General features: G+C 36.9%; 17 protein-coding genes. 1 reads left to right on the plus strand and 16 read right to left on the minus strand.

Going from position 1 to position 16,778, the window contains the following annotated elements; genetic code table 11:
* Window positions 1-546: 546 nt before the first annotated feature.
* The 13 genes from DOK78_RS15610 to DOK78_RS15670 form a co-directional block, all read right to left on the minus strand.
* Entirely contained in the window at window positions 547-2,289 is a 1,743-nt protein-coding gene (locus DOK78_RS15610; protein ID WP_207871583.1) for an ABC transporter ATP-binding protein, read from the minus strand.
* A 16-nt stretch (window positions 2,290-2,305) separates the two neighbouring features.
* A complete protein-coding gene (locus tag DOK78_RS15615) occupies window positions 2,306-3,028 on the minus strand; it encodes a MarR family winged helix-turn-helix transcriptional regulator (protein ID WP_207871584.1) in 723 nt (240 codons plus the stop codon).
* A 137-nt stretch (window positions 3,029-3,165) separates the two neighbouring features.
* Window positions 3,166-4,287, minus strand: coding sequence for a tRNA 2-thiouridine(34) synthase MnmA (mnmA, locus tag DOK78_RS15620; RefSeq protein ID WP_207871585.1), 1,122 nt, complete (start codon window positions 4,285-4,287; stop codon window positions 3,166-3,168).
* A gap of 205 nt (window positions 4,288-4,492) precedes the next feature.
* Window positions 4,493-5,392 carry a ketose-bisphosphate aldolase gene (locus tag DOK78_RS15625; RefSeq protein ID WP_207871586.1) on the minus strand — a complete coding sequence of 300 codons (900 nt, stop codon included), beginning with the start codon at window positions 5,390-5,392 and terminating at the stop codon, window positions 4,493-4,495.
* A gap of 27 nt (window positions 5,393-5,419) precedes the next feature.
* Entirely contained in the window at window positions 5,420-6,271 is an 852-nt protein-coding gene (locus DOK78_RS15630) for a class II fructose-bisphosphate aldolase (RefSeq protein ID WP_207871587.1), read from the minus strand.
* A 9-nt stretch (window positions 6,272-6,280) separates the two neighbouring features.
* Window positions 6,281-7,360, minus strand: a complete 1,080-nt coding sequence (locus DOK78_RS15635) for a PTS fructose transporter subunit IIC (protein WP_207871588.1) — start codon at window positions 7,358-7,360, stop codon at window positions 6,281-6,283.
* A gap of 13 nt (window positions 7,361-7,373) precedes the next feature.
* Complete coding sequence (locus DOK78_RS15640; protein ID WP_207871589.1) at window positions 7,374-7,679, minus strand: PTS fructose transporter subunit IIB; 306 nt, start codon at window positions 7,677-7,679, stop codon at window positions 7,374-7,376.
* Window positions 7,680-7,716: 37 nt separating this feature from the next.
* Window positions 7,717-8,199, minus strand: coding sequence for a PTS sugar transporter subunit IIA (locus DOK78_RS15645; RefSeq protein WP_207871590.1), 483 nt, complete (start codon window positions 8,197-8,199; stop codon window positions 7,717-7,719).
* Complete coding sequence (locus tag DOK78_RS15650; protein ID WP_207871591.1) at window positions 8,162-9,664, minus strand: BglG family transcription antiterminator; 1,503 nt, start codon at window positions 9,662-9,664, stop codon at window positions 8,162-8,164. Before DOK78_RS15650 ends, DOK78_RS15645 begins: the two co-directional genes overlap by 38 nt.
* 249 nt (window positions 9,665-9,913) lie before the next feature.
* On the minus strand, window positions 9,914-10,255 hold the full coding sequence (locus DOK78_RS15655; protein ID WP_207871592.1) for a DUF1831 domain-containing protein: 342 nt from the start codon (window positions 10,253-10,255) through the stop codon (window positions 9,914-9,916).
* 56 nt (window positions 10,256-10,311) lie between these two features.
* Complete coding sequence (locus DOK78_RS15660) at window positions 10,312-11,454, minus strand: cysteine desulfurase family protein (RefSeq protein WP_207871593.1); 1,143 nt, start codon at window positions 11,452-11,454, stop codon at window positions 10,312-10,314.
* A 99-nt stretch (window positions 11,455-11,553) separates the two neighbouring features.
* Complete coding sequence (locus DOK78_RS15665) at window positions 11,554-12,525, minus strand: ribose-phosphate diphosphokinase (protein ID WP_207871594.1); 972 nt, start codon at window positions 12,523-12,525, stop codon at window positions 11,554-11,556.
* Between the two features lie 75 nt (window positions 12,526-12,600).
* Window positions 12,601-13,140 carry a C39 family peptidase gene (locus tag DOK78_RS15670; RefSeq protein ID WP_207871595.1) on the minus strand — a complete coding sequence of 180 codons (540 nt, stop codon included), beginning with the start codon at window positions 13,138-13,140 and terminating at the stop codon, window positions 12,601-12,603.
* A gap of 70 nt (window positions 13,141-13,210) precedes the next feature.
* On the opposite strand from DOK78_RS15670, the gene DOK78_RS15675 reads away from it, so the two are divergent.
* A complete protein-coding gene (locus DOK78_RS15675; RefSeq protein WP_207871596.1) occupies window positions 13,211-15,115 on the plus strand; it encodes a M13 family metallopeptidase in 1,905 nt (634 codons plus the stop codon).
* A gap of 64 nt (window positions 15,116-15,179) precedes the next feature.
* Here the strand turns inward: DOK78_RS15675 and DOK78_RS15680 are convergent, their stop codons facing one another.
* Genes DOK78_RS15680 through macP form a run of 3 tightly spaced genes read right to left on the minus strand, consistent with a single transcriptional unit; the run spans window position 15,180 to window position 16,777 of the window.
* Window positions 15,180-15,725, minus strand: a complete 546-nt coding sequence (locus tag DOK78_RS15680) for a cysteine hydrolase family protein (protein WP_207871597.1) — start codon at window positions 15,723-15,725, stop codon at window positions 15,180-15,182.
* A gap of 11 nt (window positions 15,726-15,736) precedes the next feature.
* Window positions 15,737-16,432, minus strand: a complete 696-nt coding sequence (locus DOK78_RS15685) for a 5'-methylthioadenosine/adenosylhomocysteine nucleosidase (RefSeq protein ID WP_207871598.1) — start codon at window positions 16,430-16,432, stop codon at window positions 15,737-15,739.
* Between the two features lie 12 nt (window positions 16,433-16,444).
* Window positions 16,445-16,777 (minus strand): cell wall synthase accessory phosphoprotein MacP, encoded by a 333-nt coding sequence (gene macP / locus DOK78_RS15690; RefSeq protein WP_207871599.1) that lies wholly within the window; start codon window positions 16,775-16,777, stop codon window positions 16,445-16,447.
* Window position 16,778 lies beyond the last annotated feature (1 nt).

The raw sequence follows: 16,778 nt of genomic DNA on the forward strand, positions 1-16,778 counted from the left end.
TCGAAATCTATCATTTTGAATCATTCTATTCATGACAACTAGTATATCATAGTTTAAAAGACTATGAACTTGGGATTATTCTAGCTCCTTGTAAAAATACATGTACAATAATCACTATTATTTATTTCACATGAATAAAATTTATTGATAAATAGCCTTTTATACTGATTATTATATCCATAAAAAATAATAAAAAAACACAGTAATCATAACCTAGGTAAATCCACGATATTTTTTAGATAATCCTTAGGTAATTTGTTTAAAAGTCTGCTTTATCAATCTATTTAGCAAGAGAATCCCCATGGTAAAATTATTTTCTAAGCTTCCGTTAAAACTGTCACTATTTTCTGTATTTTCTGATAAAAAAGTACCAGTTATTGACTAATCATACCGCCTAATACACCTATATTAATTGTGATTTTCCCACTTGTTTGTATGAACCATGCTTGTATATAAATACAAACGCCACAGAAAGTGTAGATCCTCCAGAAGTTAGCGCCAAAAACTAACTTCTGGAGGTCGGTACAAATCTCTGTGGTGTTTGTATTAGTTCAAAACTTGTTCTTGTACGTATTCACGATATAACGCATGATTTTGCAATAATTCTTGATGCGTACCTTGCCCTGTCACTCGACCATTTTCAATGAAATAAATTTGATTGGCACCTACAATTGTTGATAAACGATGCGCAATTACTAAAGTAGTCCGTCCATTCATTAATTTATCCAATGCTCGTTGCACTTTTTCTTCAGATTGTGAATCGAGACTGGCTGTTGCTTCATCCAACATTAAAATTTTAGGATCACGTAAAAATGCGCGTGCAATTGCAATTCGTTGTTTTTGGCCTCCCGATAATTTCACGCCACGTTCGCCAATTTCCGTTTCTAACGCTTCAGGAAAATCTCGTACGAAGTGATCTGCATAAGCTAGTTCTAAGCCGTGCCATAGCTCGTCATCTGTTAATTCTTTTTCTAAACCATAAACTAAGTTTTCTCGAATCGATCCTGCAAACACTGCACTGTCTTGTGAGACATAGCCAATTTGACTACGCCAATCAGCTATTTTAATCTCCTCTAAATTTTGAGTTCCAATAGAAATTTTTCCAGATATAGGTTGATAAAAACGTTCTAAGATAGAAAATACCGTTGATTTGCCCCCACCACTTGGTCCGGCAAAAGCAATGACCGTATTGGGATCGGCTCTAAATGAAACATTTTCTAAAACTAGACGATTTTCTTCATACGCAAAGGTTATATTTTCTGCAATAATGGTTTGTCCTTCGACATCAAAGGCTTTTCCTTCATCTGTTTTTTCAATTGTCGTTTGAAAAATACTATCGATTCGTTCAGTTGCTCCCATCGCCTTTTGAACTTGTGAAAAGAAAGTAGCAAAAGTGGCAATTGGCGCAATAATATTAAATAGATATAATAAGAAAGCAACCAATGATCCACTTGTTAAGGTGCCGGCTTGAACACGAATAGCTCCATAACCTAAAATGCCGACAAACATTCCTAACATAGCTGTCATCATAATCGGTTGTAAAATTGCTTCGACACGAGCATCTTTAATGCTAATTTTAAAAATATCTTGAATCAACGAGTTACCCCGTTTTTCTTCGACTTGTTCACCATTGCTAGCTTTAATTAAACGTATTTCTCCAACTTTTTCAGTTACTTCACCACTAAACTTAGCAGTTGCTGCTTGTAATTGGCGTCCTAGTTTCATCATAATTCGTCCAATTGGCAACAAAATTAACGCAACAATTGGGATGATTAAAAACATAATCGATGCCATTTTCCAATCCATGATAAACAAAATAATCAAGGAACCAACTAATTGAATGGCACCCGTAATAAAATTAGGAAACTGTGATGCCACTAAATCTTTGACGACTCCAGTATCATTGACTAGCCGTGAAGCTGTTTCACCTGATTTATTTTGATCATAATAATCTACTGGTAAATAGAGTAATTGACGCCATAGTTTTTCCCGTAAAGATTTAACTACTGTTTCTCCAACATATCGCAATAAATACCCGCCAATTGCCCCAAAGACTAATTGGGAAACAAAAGCTAAGATTAAAACAACCAATAATTTACTATCGATTTGGGCTAACTGACTTGTGTCAATTAATCCTTTCGTTAACTGTGGTACAAGTAAACTTGCACCACTCGTTAAAATGCTTAAAAATAACCCAAAAGCAAACACAAATTTTTTAGGATTCACACTATTAATCAAACGCATAAAATCTTTTAATTTGTAAGTTGTTGTGGTATTTTCTCTTTCCATTATACTCTCCTTACTATTAGAAATCTGTCCAATCGCTTTCTGAAGGTCGTTCTTGTTTTGGTGGATAAGGACGTTCAAATGGGCGACCACTGAACTCACGATGCATTCCTCGTTGGTTGCGCATCATTTGCTCAAATTGTCCCTTCCACATCCGATTATCCATTCCAGCTTGGCGCAACTGACGCTTAAATTCACGATGCATCCGATGTTGTTCTTGATGAGACAATGATTGCCAATCGATTCCCATCATTTTTTCTCGTAAATGCTGAAATTCAGCTAGTCTTTCCATTGGATCATTTGCTCTAGTTTGATAAGCCTCAAATTCTTCTGGCCAACCATCCACAATTTTATCTAAATAGTGACTAAACTGTTGTTGTTCTTCTTCTGTTAATCCAGCAAAAAATTGTGCACTTAAATCTTCTCGTACGTCTGATGTCTGAATAATGCGTTGACGGCCCACTTCTGTCAGATAAACACGTTTAATTCGTTTGTCATGTTCGTCTTCTACCCGCGTAACTGCTTCAGCTTTCTCTAATTTTTTAATTAATTCCGCTAATGAACTGGGACGTATATCCAAAAGTTCCGCTAAGTTTCCTTGGGTCATACCATCTTCTTTTCCTAAAAGGTTGATTACTTGCTGTTGTCCATCAAACCGTTGATTTTTTTGCAAAAATAATGTACGTGCAACACCGCTAACTGCTTCAATTTGTTTGAGCAATTGCATTGTAAAGTGACTCATATTCTTCACTCCTTCAAATTATTTAGGTACCTAACGTTTTATACACCTTTAGTATAGTTCGGTACCTAACTATTGTCAATGATTTTATTTTAAATAGAAAAAAAGTATTTGAGATGGTTGTCTCAAATACTTTTTGTTTATACGTATTGCAATACTTTTTCAGCTTTATAAGCGTGATCAATTAAACCGCCACCTAAGCATTCCATGCCATCATAGAACACGACTGCTTGTCCTGGAGTAATTGCACGAACAGGTTCATCAAAGATAACTTCTGCACGATCGTCTTCTAACAAACGAACCGTAACACCTGTATCTTGTTGACGGTAACGGAATTTCGCTGTACAACGAAATTCTTTTGGTTTTTCTTCATTGGTTGTAAAGTGAATTTCACTGGCTTCCAAACGATCTGCATACAATGCGTCATGATGGAATCCTTGTCCAACATACAAAGTATTGGTTTCTAATTCTTTACCAACAACAAACCAAGGTTCTGAAGACTTACCACCACCACCAATACCTAACCCTTGGCGTTGACCGATTGTATAGTACATCAACCCATCATGTTGTCCTTTAATTTCGCCATCTAATGTTACCATATTCCCTTTTTGAGCAGGTAAATAATTACTTAGAAATTGTTTAAAGTTCTTTTCTCCAATAAAACAAACACCTGTTGAATCTTTTTTCTTAGCCGTGGCTAACCCAGCTCGTTCAGCAATTGCACGAACTTCTGCTTTTTCCATATGACCTAGTGGAAACATCGTTTTTGCTAGTTGTTCTTGTGAGAGTTGACTTAAAAAATACGTTTGATCTTTATTATTATCGACACCACGAAGCATATGAGAAACGCCATTTTCATCGCGTTCTACTTGTGCATAATGTCCAGTCGCTACATAATCTGCACCTAAATCCATTGCGTAGTCTAAAAAGGCTTTGAATTTGATTTCTTTGTTACACATAACATCGGGATTTGGTGTGCGCCCTGCACGATATTCCGCTAAGAAGTATTCAAAAACACGGTCCCAATATTCTTTCTCAAAGTTCACAGAATAATAAGGAATCCCAATTTGTGCTGCGACTTTCGCAACATCTTTATAATCTTCTGTTGCTGTACATACACCATTTTCGTCGGTATCGTCCCAATTTTTCATAAAGATACCTATTACATCATACCTTTGTTCTTTCAACAAAAGTGCTGTTACTGACGAGTCCACCCCGCCACTCATTCCAACGACAACACGGATTTTGCTATTGTCTGTCATGAATTTCACCATCATTTCAATATAGATTCTGAAACATCCACGATTTGAAGGTCGCTACTTTTTCAGTAGTTGCTATTATACAGTAGTTTAAAAAGAATTTCACGTTTGTTGATTATTTTCATTTCCTATTTATTTTCTCTTAATTGTTTATTCCTCAAAAAGAAATACCCATCTGTTAAACAGACGGATATCCCTAATCAAGATGTTAATTAAATGCTTGTCTAAATGGTTTTTCATGAATTTCTCGGTAAATACTTGCTTTTCCAATAGAATTGAATAATCCCATTTTTTGTTTAACCACTTCTTTGGCAGCATCAATACATTCTGGATAAATAGCATTGGGATCCCATAACTCGGTGCTAGCCAAAATTTCACGACATTTTTTATAAAAGGCATATTTGTAATCAGATGAAATATTTATTTTTTGAATGCCAATTTCTACAGCTCGTGCGATTTCTTCATCTGGATTGGCTGAACCACCATGTAATACTAAGGGAATATCTACTCGATCTTTGATTTGTTCCAATACATCCATTTTTAGTTCTGGTTTGACATCTTTTGGATAAATGCCATGGGCTGTTCCGATTGCTACAGCTAATGTATCAATCCCTGTTTTGGCAACAAATTCTTCCGCATCTTCGGGTTTCGTATAAATAACCTTCGATACCCCACCTTCAATTGTGGTTCCTGTATTGCCAATTGTTCCTAATTCACCTTCAACCGAAATTCCAATCGTTTTACATACATCCACGACTTCTTTTGTTACCGCAATATTTTCTTCAAACGGTAACAGAGAACCATCAATCATCACTGACGTAAAGCCGCAATGAATCGCACGCATGATACTCGCTAAACTATCTCCATGATCCATGTGAATCACAAAAGGTACACTGCTATTTTTCGCACGAGAAACAGCATATTGAAAGAACTCATCTTTGACAAAATCAAGTTCAGTTGGATGCACCGCAATAATAGCAGGTGAATCATTTTCCTCTGCAGCTTCAATAACTACGCGCAAGAAGTTACTATCTGCGACATTGAATGCTCCCACAGCAAATCGATTTTCTTTGGCAATTTCTAACATTTGGCTCATATTAATTAACATATTTACGTACTCTCCAATCTTTTTTTATCATGCTTTATTTTTGGAACCGGCTATCTCAATATACTTCTTAACAACATTTTTACCTGCTGCAATTGTTCCATGAATTAGCTCAGGATAGCCAATCGTTGGATCTTCAGCGAGACATTTCTGAATTTCTAACGATTGTGCCTTCATAAAATCAGAGCCCACATTAATTTTGTTGATTCCTAATGCAACGGATTGACGAATGTTTGCTTCCCCTGCACCCGATCCTCCATGTAAAACCAATGGCAAATTAGTTGCTGCTTTAATTTTTTCTACAATGTCAAATCGGAATTCTGGCACATACCCTTCAGGATAATCTCCATGTGTTGAGCCATAAGATAATGCCAAACAATCTACTCCTGTTTCTTGAATAAAATAGATTGCTTCGTCCGGATCTGTATACATTTCTGTATTGGTCCATTGATTTCCATCTACCACCCCTAAATCACCAACCTCAGCTTCAACACTGGCATTAAATTGTTGCGCAAACTTTACAATTTCTTTCGTAATACGGATATTTTCTTCCAATGGATACATGGAAGCATCCATCATGACACTTGAGAAGCCTTCATGTAAACATTGCTTAACAAATGCTATATCTTGTCCATGATCCAAATTAATCGCAACTTCCACTTTAGCATTGTTAGCCATACGAATAATTGGTTGTGTTAAATAGCGGTGATCCAAATGCATTTTTAGATGATCTTGCAATAAGTCAATAATAATTGGCGAATGCATTTCTTCGGCAGCCTCAATAACTGCCTTTGCTGTTTCTAAATTAAAACAGTTAATTGCTAATACCGCATATTTTTCTTTATTCGCCTTAGCTAACATTTCTCTCATAGAAACGTACATAATAACCTCCTAAGAAATTTTGATGGAAGAAAAGTCTACTTCTTCTTCCTCGACATCTTCTACCTCTTCAACTGGTTCTTTTTTGAGAACAAACAGCAGAATCCCCGTAATTGCCGAACCAATTAATAATGCAATCGTGAACTTCAATGGATCAGTCATCGCCGGAATGATGAAAACACCACCTGATGGCACAGGAGACCCCACTCCCCAACTCATACTCAGCCCACCACCAATCGCAGCACCGATTGTACATGAAGCAATTACTCGTAGTGGATCGACTGCTGCAATTGGAATCACACCTTCTGTAATCATTGCCAAGCCCATTGGAAACGCAATTTTAATATTGTTTTCTTCTCCTTGTGAGAATTTTGGTTTCTTGAATACCTTCGATAAAATCCAAGCAAATGTTACACCAAACGGCGGAACCATAGACGCTAGGATTTTGACTGCTTCCGGTTCTTGAATTCCTTCTAACAACATCCCATCTGCGAAGAGAGAAGCCACTTTATTAACAGGTCCTCCAAAGTCAAAGGCCGCCATACCACCCACAATTGAGCCAAACAAGAATTTTCCAGACCCTTGAAGATTGGTTAAAAATTCAGTTAAAGCATTTGTCGCCCACACAATCGGTACACCAATAACGAAATACATCGCTAAACCAACCACAATCGTCGATGTAACTGGTACAATCATCATCGGCATTAATCCTTGCGCCCATTTCGGTACTTTAAGATTTTTCACTAGAAATAAAACGAAGAAACCTACAATGTAACCACCCAACATTCCTCCCAAGAAACCTGCGCCAATAGAATTAGCAATTAGCCCCATAAATAACCCTGGACCAATTCCTGGTCTATCTGCAATCGAATAGGCAATCGCAGCAGAAATAACAGGTGCTAGTAAGCCCATTCCTAAGACACCTAGAGAAACAAGTGCATCTGATACAGAATAATTGGTAGAATAATCGCTAATTACTTGTCCACCAGTTAAATTCCCAATAGCAATCAATAAACCTGCTGTTACTACAACTGGCAACATATAAGAAATAGCTGTTAAAGCGTGTTTTTTTATTTCTAATTTACGCAACATAAGCCTGTCTCCTTTATAATTGTTCTTCTATTTTATTGATTAATCCTTTTGGTGCTTTAATAACTAAACTTGTCGGTACTTCTACTACTTTTTTTCCTTTAAATCGCTCTTTCCCACCTACTTTAATATCGGCAGCAATAATCACAATATCGGCAGCATCAATATCTGCTTGCTTCAATTCGTCTTCTGTTCCAATTGTGCCTTGCGTTTCAATATGAATTTCATGACCTAGCGCTTGAGCAGCTTTGATTAGTTTTTCTTTTGCAATATACGTATGCGCAATGCCTGATGTACAAGCAGCAATGCCAACAATTTTCATTTTAGTTCCTCCTCATTTTTTCCATTTAAGCATTCGACTATTCGGGTTCCTTAGACAATAACTCAATCATTTTTTCTTTGGTGGTTGTTTGATGTAAGTCTTCAATAAACGTTTCATCTGCTAGTAACATCGCTACTTTCTGCAACAGCTTAATGTGTAATGTATTCGCTTCTACATTTCTAACAGCAAATAAAATAATCACATTCACTGGTTCCTCATCTAATGACTCCCATTCAATGGGTTGCTGCGTTTTTCCAACAACAAGTGATGTTTTGGTCACGCAATCTGATTTGCCATGTGGAATCGCAATACCTTGTCCTAGTCCCGTCATCCCCTCCTTTTCGCGATTGAACACGTCTTCCAAAAAGCCTGCCACATCTGTAATTAACTTATTTTGATAAAGAAGTTGGGTTAACTCTTTAAGTGCCTCTTCTTTTGTAGTTGCCTGTAATTCTAAATTTACTAAGTCTTCTGTAATAACATTAGCTATGCTGAAATTTTCTGTTAAATGTTGATCCATTGCCCATTCCTCCTAAAATTTTCTTTGTTCTTTCCTCATCTTGTTTTGTAAAAACAGAGTTAACTAAAATCGTTGGTATCGTTGTAGGTGATGTAAAGTGAATAGTTGTGAGTATAAGATCAATATCTTCATATTGCTCTAAGTTCTTACTAAATTTTTTAGAAGATAATACATCTACAATTTCCAAATCGGGAAACGCTTTTCTAACCTTCACTTTCAATAGTTCTGATGTCCCTACACCACTACTACACATAATCAATATGCGTTTCTTTCGTTTCTGTATTTCTTTGTAGCGTACGAAATACAATACTAAAAAACCAATTTCATCATCACTAATTGTGGATAATTGAAATGTTTGCTCAGCTTTCCTGGATACTTGCGAGACAAATTGAAACATACTCTGATATTCTAAACGGATATCTTTTAGCAACTCATTTTTGATAACGATTTCATTTTTTAAGCGATATAATAAAGGAGCAATATGGCTAATCAAGTCTTCCTGATATTCATCGATATCGATTTCTGTACCAATCAGTTGCCTCATCTCTTCCATAAAAAAGGCAGTGAGTTCAATCGCTTCTTCCTCTTTAGCAATAACATTCGTATAGTAACTCTCTAAACGGGAAGAAAGTAAATATTGAAACAAGAAAAAGGATTCAATTTCAGCTAAAGCTGTCCCTAGATACCCTGACATTCGTTGAACAACTTCGACTGATACATCGTAGAGAGACTGGTATTTCACAATCAACTTTTTTTCACTATCATCTAAGGTATTATCTATTTTTTTAGAAATGGCCCCTTCTCGACTACGCTTCAATAAAATATAGAGATGTGAAAAAATATTGATATTATAAGGATAACTAATCGTCGTGTTCAACTTTTTTTCAATAAATTCTAGTAAGGAAGTAATATAATCAATATCGTAAGCATTTACATTTTTAGCATCTGCTAAAAATGTGTCATTGATTAAATTTTCTTGTCCGATTAAATAGTTAACTGTCTTGCGAATATTTTTTTCTCCACCAAGTATTGATAAACGTTGCTTCTTTTTTCGAATTTCTAATTGATAGGTTCTCAAAAATGACTGCATTTTTTTTAAATCTTGTATAATAACAGTCTCCGTAACAAAATAAGGTTCAAACAACTCACTAATGCTTACTGAATTTGGCGATTTAAAAAGTAGCGTCAACAGAATATTATTGCGTCGATTACGTGCTTCGTCCATTCGTTCTACATTTCCTTCGCGACTCTCTCTCAAATATTTCTCGTAGTCCAAACGAAAACCTCTTCCGACTTCAGAAATAATAATGTCTCCACTGGGAAACTCGTCATTGATTCTTTTGATGGTTCGATAAATTGTTTTAGTAGAGACATGAGCAAAACTGGCGAGTTCTTGTGCTGTTAGAGTCATGTCATTTTTTATCAATAGTTCTAACAAATGATTTTCTCTTTTGCTCAGCTGCATATCATCAACTCCTTGTACATACTATAGCGCATTTTTGTAAGCGCAATCTTTTTTGTATGTCCATTGATATGGACATTTTTCGCACTGTTTAACTAAACAGTTTGTGTCTTAAGTCAAATTGACAAGAAAATACCCGAACTATTAGAGATTGCTATGAGCGTCTAGCAGGTCTTTTACATAACCTACAAGAACTAACAATTCTCATTAAAAATAGTTCGGATATTCGTTGCCTTACATATCTTTTTGTTCTTACACTTTTTCAAATAGTCCACGGCTGATAAAACCGTCCATTAAGAAATAAAATTTTTCTTGTAATAAATCATTCGCTGAATCTTTAAAAATATTGACAGCTTTTAAGCCGTTAGCAGTTGTCACTGACATTTTGATTTTTTGGATGTCTTTATCAACTGTAATTTTTAATTTAAAGCCTTCTTTGCTTTGTGGTGTTGCTTCTAGCGGACGAATTAACTGAAAATTCCCGCCTTTTGTTTCAGTAAAGCCATTGTCGCGTAAGGTATAACGCTTAGCAGTTGGTGCTAAACGGTAACTCACCTCTGCGCCTAAGACTGTATCGATTTCTTGAAATGCCATTTTTTCACCTCATCTTGTTCATTTATTCTCATTATAAAGGGTTCTGAGAGGTTTGACTAGTCTCTTTTCAAACGTTGGACAGAAGCAATTAACACGGCCACAAAGTCTTCAATTTCTGCTTGCGTATTTCCATAACCGAAACTAATACGAATAGACTCGCGAATGGCTGGTGCATTTTTTCCATATATAGCTTCTAAAACGTGTGAAGGTTCAACATTTCCTGCAGTACACGCAGAACCTGTTGAAACGGCAAATCCTTTTAAATCTAAATGCATTAACAATAAATCACTTGGAACCCCTTGAAAACGCAAATTTAAAATATGCGTTAATTTATTGGTTTGATCTCCATTCAAATGAAAATCAACACCTGCATTCGTTAATTGGTCAATTACATACGTGGAAAATTCCGCATAGGTCTGTTGTTGTTTTTGTTGAACTTCTGGCGTCAAAGCGTTAATTGCTTGTGCCATTCCACAAATCGCCGCTAAGTTTTCAGTACCCGCACGACGTTTTTCTTCCTGTTCACCACCATGAAGGTACGGCTTTAACTGTACATCATCGCTTTTATAAAGAAACCCTATTCCTTTAGGTCCATTAATTTTATGGCCTGAAACGGTTAACAAATCAATATGCCATTCTTTGGGTTGCAATAGTATTTTTCCATAAGCTTGAACAGCATCTGTATGAAACCAAGCCGGATGTTCTGCTAACAATTCGCCAATTTCTTGAATAGGTAATAGGTTTCCAGTTTCATTATTCGCAACCATAATCGATACCAAAATTGTATCTGGACGCAACGCTGCTTCTAAATCAGTCAGGAGAATTTGTCCGCTTTTATCCACGGGCAGATACGTCACCTCAAATCCCAGTGTTTCCAAATATTCTGCTGTTCGTAAAATAGCTGGATGTTCGATGGCGGTAGTGATAATATGTTTTCCTTCTGTTTGGCGTCCCAGAGCTGTATTAATCAATACAGTATTGTCTCCTTCTGTTCCACCACTATTAAAAATAATTTCATGCGGGTTTACTGCTAAACTATCCGCAATTATTTGACGAGCATTTTCCAAATATTCATGCGCACGTCTGCCATATTGATGAATACTCGAGGGATTGCCGACAACTTCCAGCATTACTTCACTCATTTTTTCTACAACATCTGGTCGCACGGGTGTGGTTGCAGCATGATCTAAATATGTCATTTTGTCACCTTCTTTTTTAATAACATTATTATAACAAAATTATGAAAAATACCAATCAAAGAAGAAGAGGCACAGTTCTTCTTTGATTGGTTCCTTTTTTTATAAATAATTTTCGTCATCTAGTTTGAATAATGGACTCATTGGTGTGTTTTCGTGAATTCGTTTTACTGCTTCACCCATTAATTTCGAACAAGTCACATAAGTTAAATTTTCTGGATGACGTGATTCATCCGTCAAACAAGAATCAGTCACACAAATGTCTTCTATTGGTGCTCCATTTAAGGTGTCTTTAGCTGGTGGTGAAAGTAATGCATGTGATGCACATGCATAAATATCGCCAGAACCAGCTTCTTTCAATAGACGAGCTGCTTGTGCAAATGTTTTTCCAGAATTTAAAATATCATCAACCATGATACAGGTCTTACCAGCAACATCACCGATAACATACCCACCATTTTCTAACTCATCATCTTGGTCAACAATTGCTAGCGTTGTATTCAAATACTCAGCTAAGCTTCTTGAACGTTGCACACCACTATTTTTCGGAGAAACAACAACATAGTCATCACCATCAAATCCTTTATCCTTGTAATAATGCGCAAACAATGGACTTGTAAATAAATTATCTACCGGAATATCAAAGAACCCTTGAACTTGAACAGTATGCAAATCAAGTGTTAACAAACGTGTTGCTCCTGCTTCTACCAACATATTAGCAATTAATTTAGCAGTGATTGGCTCATGAGGTTTTGCTGTACGGTCTTGACGAGCATACGCATAATAAGGCAATACAATATTAATTGTTTTAGCACTTGCACGTTTCATAGCATCAATCATAATCATTAATTCCATATAGTAATCATTTACGGGTTGATTCGTTGATTGGATGATGTAAATATGTGCACCACGGACACTTTCTTCAATACTGATAGCAATTTCACCATCACTGAATTTTTTGATGTCACATTTTCCTAATTTACAACCAAATACTTCTGCAATTTTTTCTGCTAATGGAACATTTCCATTTAAACTAAAGATTTTCAACGATTCATCGTGATATTTTTCGACCATGTGATCCTCCAATAGAATTTTTTTTCATTTTAACACACTTTACCGATTTAGTTTAGCATGATTCTCTGCATGATATCAAGGAAGTGACACTGTACCGTTGACCCATTTTGCAGGAATAATTTTATTATAATTGCCCCAATTATCATGAACTTTCAAAAAACGTTCTCCCTCACTTGTTTCCATATATGCGTAGACGGTTACCCAATGGTTGCCATACGTGCTACCTAAAACTTTTAAAACCCCGACTACAACTGGTTTTCCTTGGTCAATTCGCTTCACTGCACGTTGCCAACCACCCGCCATTGTCATACGAGCACGTAGTTTTTTATCAGTATAATCAAAATACGCAGATAAGCCATGCGCTACTTGCCATGCTACTGTTGGCAAGCCATAGCGCTGAATAAATAACTGTAAAAATTTCACTAGTGCTTTTGATTGGCGACTATTTTTCTGACGAATATATGTTGGAATAACTTCTTCATCAAGATAATCTTGATAATACGCTAGTAAAACAGCGGCCGCATGGGTTCCACAAAGATAACCTTGAGGCGTTGTCCATTGGCGGTACGCTCTAAATCGTTCTTCGGGAATGCCGATCCATTCATCTTTTTTCATTCTTTGTCTCCTTCATTTGCGTGTTTGCTTCAACTGTATCATAATAAGGGAATGAAATGGAGTGAAAACAATGACAGATTTAAAAAAACAAGATTTTTACGAGTATGTCAATGGAGACTGGATCAAAACAGCGGTCATTCCAGCTGACAAACCAGCAACAGGTGGTTTCCAAGATTTAGTTGAGGGGATTGACCAACGTTTAATCAATGAACTTAATCAAATGAGTCAAAATGAATTAGCCATCCCTGAAAATCGCATGCAAGACGCTGTAAAATTTTATCAACTAGCACGTGATTATGATACCAGAAATCAATTAGCCGATGAGCCCATTGCTGACTTGTTGAAACGAATCGCTGCGTTATCTTCTTTTGAAGAATTAAATCATCAATTAAGTAATTGGATTAAAGAAGGCTTACCTTTACCGTTCTATTTTTTTGTCATGCCTGATATGAAAAATGCAACTGAGCATGCCTTGTACTTGAATCCAACTTCCTTAATTTTGCCAGATAAAACGTATTATGAAGACGGACATCCCAAAGCCGAAAAATTATTGCAAGTATTCTTTGAAATGTCTGTTAAATTATTGCAAAAATTTGGCAGAACGCTTCCCGAAGCAGAAACCATTGCTGAACAAGCATTAGCATTTGATAAAGCGATTGCGCCTCATGTATTAAGTGCAGAAGAAAGTGCCGATTACACCAAAGCTTACAATCCTAAAAAACTAACCGAAGTTGCTACCTACTCTGAACAGCTCGACTTTGTAAAAGTAATTGGCGAATTGGTGGCTGTTCCTCTTGAGCAAGTGATTGTGACAGAACCTGCTTATTTTGAAGCCTTGGATGAAATTATGAATGAGGAAAATCTACCACTATTAAAAAGTTGGATGTATATCCAAACAATCTTAGCTTATACTAGCTATTTAAGTGAAGATTTGCGCCAATTAGGTGGTACCTATCGTCGTTTCCTTTCAGGTATTGACGAAGCCATGTCGCAAGAAAAAGCAGCGTACCATTTAACATTAGGTGAATTTGGGCAAGTAATCGGTTTATATTACGGGCAAAAATATTTTGGCGATCAAGCGAAACAAGATGTCCAACATATGGTCCACACAATGATTGATGTGTATAAAGAACGCTTATCAACAAAAGAATGGCTTAGTCCTGCCACTCGTGAAAAAGCGATTGTTAAACTAAATAACATCGGTGTACATGTCGGTTATCCCGATAGAATTCCAGCCGTCTATGATTTATTTATCACCCAAACAGCTGAAGAAGGCGGCACCCTTGTCAGCAACGTCCGGCATTTCTCACGTCTAGCTCGGGAAGCTCGTTTTGCTAAAATAAAACAAGCCGTTGATCGCAACGAATGGAGCATGGCAGCTTGTACCGTCAATGCCTATTATAGTGGCATGATGAATGTCATTGTCTTCCCAGCAGCCATCTTACAACAGCCGTTTTATAGTGTCGAACAATCGGCAAGTGCCAACTATGGCGGTATTGGAGCAGTAATCGCTCATGAGATTTCACATGCGTTTGATAACAATGGCGCTAAGTTTGATGAATTTGGTAATCTGAATAACTGGTGGTCTGAAGAGGATTTAGCACACTTCAATCAATTAGCTGAAGCAATGATTGCCGAATTTGACGGCTTGGAAATTGCTGGTGGCAAAGTTAATGGGAAATTAACCGTCTCTGAAAACATTGCGGATGCAGGCGGATTAAGTTGTGCATTAGAAGCAGCGAAAAAAGAGGCGGACGTTTCATTAGACGATTTCTTTACCAACTGGGCCAAAATCTGGCGTACGAAAGCCAAAGAACAATACCAACAATTACTACTTTCTGTCGATGTGCACGGACCTGCTAAATTACGGGCAAATATTCAATTACAAAATTTAGCAGACTTCCACGAATTTTATGGCATTGAAACAGAAGATGCTATGTATCGTGCACCTGAAAATCGTGTAGAAATTTGGTAAACTAAAAACCATCCGTAGTGGATAGAAGAATTACTCACTCTATCTACTACGGATGGTTGTTTTATTATTCGACAGTTGCGCCTAGACTGCCTTTAAAGTGACGCAATGCCCATTCATGACCTTGCGGATCAAAACTAGCAACGGCCTTTTCAATAATATGGATAGTGTAGCCTAAATTATACGCATCAACTGCTGTATGCAAGACACAAATATCAGTGCATACACCCGTTAAATAAATATCCGTAATCTGACGTTCACGCAAACGAATATCTAAATCGGTACCACTAAATGCCGAATAATGGCGTTTATTCAACCAATAGACATTTTTATCCTCTTGATGCTTCGCGTATAACGGCGCCAAACTACCATATAGTTCCCGTCCAGCAGTGCCCGCTAAATTGTGGGGTGGAAATAATTTATTTTCTGGATGAAAATTATCATCTAGTTCATGTCGATCAATCGCAAAGACCACAAAATCACCATTCTCGATAAAAGCCTTCGTCTGAGCTACTAGCGTTTCTTCAATTACTTGACCAGCTGCACCGGTCGTTAATGCGCCATCTGTTGCAACAAAATCATTGGTATAATCTATCGAAATCAATGCTTTCATATCTTTTCCTCCTATGCTAAAGCCTCCACAAAAGCCAAGACCATCTCTGCTGAACGTTTCCCTGCAACCTCGATAAATTCATCAAATGATTGAGTTGCCTCATGGTCAGCAGTATCACTCATTGCGCGAATCACTAAGAAAGGCACATCAAATTGCATCGCTGTTTGAGCAATTGCCGCCCCTTCCATTTCACAAGCTAAGGCTTCTGGAAAATGTTCCAAAATAGCACGAATTTTCTCAGAATCGGCAATAAACGAATCTCCTGTCACAATCAGACCTTTTTTCACCTGATGCTTGGTTTTTTCAGCAGCTCTTTCGATTGCTTGTATCAACTGAGCATCTGCTTCGTAATACAACGGCATCCCTCCAGGAACTTGTCCATAGGCATAACCAAAACCAGTGGCATCTACGTCGTGGTAAGCTAATTTTTCAGAAATAACTAAATCCCCCACTGCTAGACCAGCACCAATGCCACCTGCTGACCCCGTATTGATAACAGCATCTACCTCATATTGCTGAATTAATAAGCTAGTTGTTAATGAAGATAAGACTTTTCCAATGCCCGATTGAACAACAATTACCTCATGACCGGCATATGTCCCTGAATAAAATGTTGCGCCAGCTTTTTCCCATGTTTGCATATCTGCTAAATTTTCTTTTAAAACAGCAACTTCTTGTGCCATCGCTCCAATAATTCCAATTTTCATTCGTCTACTCCTCTATAAGAAAAAGATCATCATCATCACGACGACAAGCAACAGCCCTACAATCACAATACTTTTAATTAAAAAAGTGTTCATTTCACGAGAACGTTGTTGCTCACTCGTACGTGTTTTTTTCGATGTCTCTTTTTTTAATTCTTTTCGATAATAATTTGTTGGTTGTTTTTCTTTTGTTTTGGCTTTTTTTGTTTCTTGTTCCGTTGATTTTTTTAAAGGAACTTCTTTATTTTTTGGTTTCTTTATAATTTGACGATTGCGCTCTAAAGCGGCTTCTTTTTCATCTTTTCTTTTCCGTAACTCTGATCGTGTCACTAAAGGACGTTTCGCCATC

Origin of the sequence: Enterococcus sp. DIV2402 (assembly GCF_017426705.2) — a bacterium.
In the GTDB taxonomy this organism is placed as follows: domain Bacteria; phylum Bacillota; class Bacilli; order Lactobacillales; family Enterococcaceae; genus Enterococcus_F; species Enterococcus_F lowellii.

What these genes read in the sequence shown, in the direction of transcription:
- mnmA (WP_207871585.1), bottom strand. Translation starts at nt 4,287, where the DNA reads ATGACAGACAATAGCAAAATCCGTGTTGTCGTTGGAATGAGTGGCGGG.
- DOK78_RS15680 (WP_207871597.1), bottom strand. Translation starts at nt 15,725, where the DNA reads ATGAAAGCATTGATTTCGATAGATTATACCAATGATTTTGTTGCAACA.
- DOK78_RS15615 (WP_207871584.1), bottom strand. Translation starts at nt 3,028, where the DNA reads ATGAGTCACTTTACAATGCAATTGCTCAAACAAATTGAAGCAGTTAGC.
- DOK78_RS15650 (WP_207871591.1), bottom strand. Translation starts at nt 9,664, where the DNA reads ATGCAGCTGAGCAAAAGAGAAAATCATTTGTTAGAACTATTGATAAAA.
- DOK78_RS15635 (WP_207871588.1), bottom strand. Translation starts at nt 7,360, where the DNA reads ATGTTGCGTAAATTAGAAATAAAAAAACACGCTTTAACAGCTATTTCT.
- DOK78_RS15660 (WP_207871593.1), bottom strand. Translation starts at nt 11,454, where the DNA reads ATGACATATTTAGATCATGCTGCAACCACACCCGTGCGACCAGATGTT.
- DOK78_RS15640 (WP_207871589.1), bottom strand. Translation starts at nt 7,679, where the DNA reads ATGAAAATTGTTGGCATTGCTGCTTGTACATCAGGCATTGCGCATACG.
- DOK78_RS15655 (WP_207871592.1), bottom strand. Translation starts at nt 10,255, where the DNA reads ATGGCATTTCAAGAAATCGATACAGTCTTAGGCGCAGAGGTGAGTTAC.
- DOK78_RS15630 (WP_207871587.1), bottom strand. Translation starts at nt 6,271, where the DNA reads ATGTACGTTTCTATGAGAGAAATGTTAGCTAAGGCGAATAAAGAAAAA.
- DOK78_RS15610 (WP_207871583.1), bottom strand. Translation starts at nt 2,289, where the DNA reads ATGGAAAGAGAAAATACCACAACAACTTACAAATTAAAAGATTTTATG.
- macP (WP_207871599.1), bottom strand. Translation starts at nt 16,777, where the DNA reads ATGGCGAAACGTCCTTTAGTGACACGATCAGAGTTACGGAAAAGAAAA.
- DOK78_RS15675 (WP_207871596.1), top strand. Translation starts at nt 13,211, where the DNA reads ATGACAGATTTAAAAAAACAAGATTTTTACGAGTATGTCAATGGAGAC.
- DOK78_RS15665 (WP_207871594.1), bottom strand. Translation starts at nt 12,525, where the DNA reads ATGGTCGAAAAATATCACGATGAATCGTTGAAAATCTTTAGTTTAAAT.
- DOK78_RS15685 (WP_207871598.1), bottom strand. Translation starts at nt 16,432, where the DNA reads ATGAAAATTGGAATTATTGGAGCGATGGCACAAGAAGTTGCTGTTTTA.
- DOK78_RS15625 (WP_207871586.1), bottom strand. Translation starts at nt 5,392, where the DNA reads ATGTTAATTAATATGAGCCAAATGTTAGAAATTGCCAAAGAAAATCGA.
- DOK78_RS15645 (WP_207871590.1), bottom strand. Translation starts at nt 8,199, where the DNA reads ATGGATCAACATTTAACAGAAAATTTCAGCATAGCTAATGTTATTACA.
- DOK78_RS15670 (WP_207871595.1), bottom strand. Translation starts at nt 13,140, where the DNA reads ATGAAAAAAGATGAATGGATCGGCATTCCCGAAGAACGATTTAGAGCG.